1 protein-coding gene is annotated in these 511 nt (G+C 50.1%); it reads right to left on the reverse strand.

From position 1 onward, the window contains the following. Positions 1-423, reverse strand: a 423-nt coding sequence (locus HW443_RS12900; RefSeq protein WP_181042747.1) for a cob(I)yrinic acid a,c-diamide adenosyltransferase, incomplete at its 3' end; no start/stop codon positions are given. Positions 424-511: the final 88 nt, after the last annotated feature.

Here is a 511-nt window from a genome sequence, read left to right on the forward strand (position 1 = left end):
TCGATCCAGAGCCACATTGATCTCGTCCAGAACTACCAGGTCATACTCCCCTTCCTTTATCACGTTCATAGCAAAGCGAAGAGCTTCCTGGGCCGACTCTCTGATGTCCATGTCTGGCAATAGGGAGCCATTTTCGTCCAGAGCGGTAGGATACCGGCCAAAACGGGCAAATTTCAGGTAAGGGGAAAGCATCTCGGCCGCTTTGACCTCTCCGGTCTCATACCTGTCCGGTTTGATAAACTGGATGAACATGACCTTATAGCCCCTACCGATAGCCCTGAGAGCCAGACCCAGAGCAGCCGTAGTCTTGCCCTTACCTGACCCGGTGTAGACCTGAATTAGACCTTGCTTTGTCTCCATGGTCACTCCTTGAAAGTATGGAAAAAGTTCTTCGGTCTTCTCTAGATACTCTAGTTTCTTCAAATTGTGCCATCTGAGCTTAACGAATGTCAGCTCCACCTGGGCTTAAGGGATGTAAGCCCATAGAGCAGACCCATACGCACACTTTGAC

Origin of the sequence: Candidatus Hakubella thermalkaliphila, from assembly GCF_013281975.1 — a bacterium.
GTDB classification, from domain to species: Bacteria; Actinomycetota; Humimicrobiia; order Hakubellales; family Hakubellaceae; genus Hakubella; species Hakubella thermalkaliphila.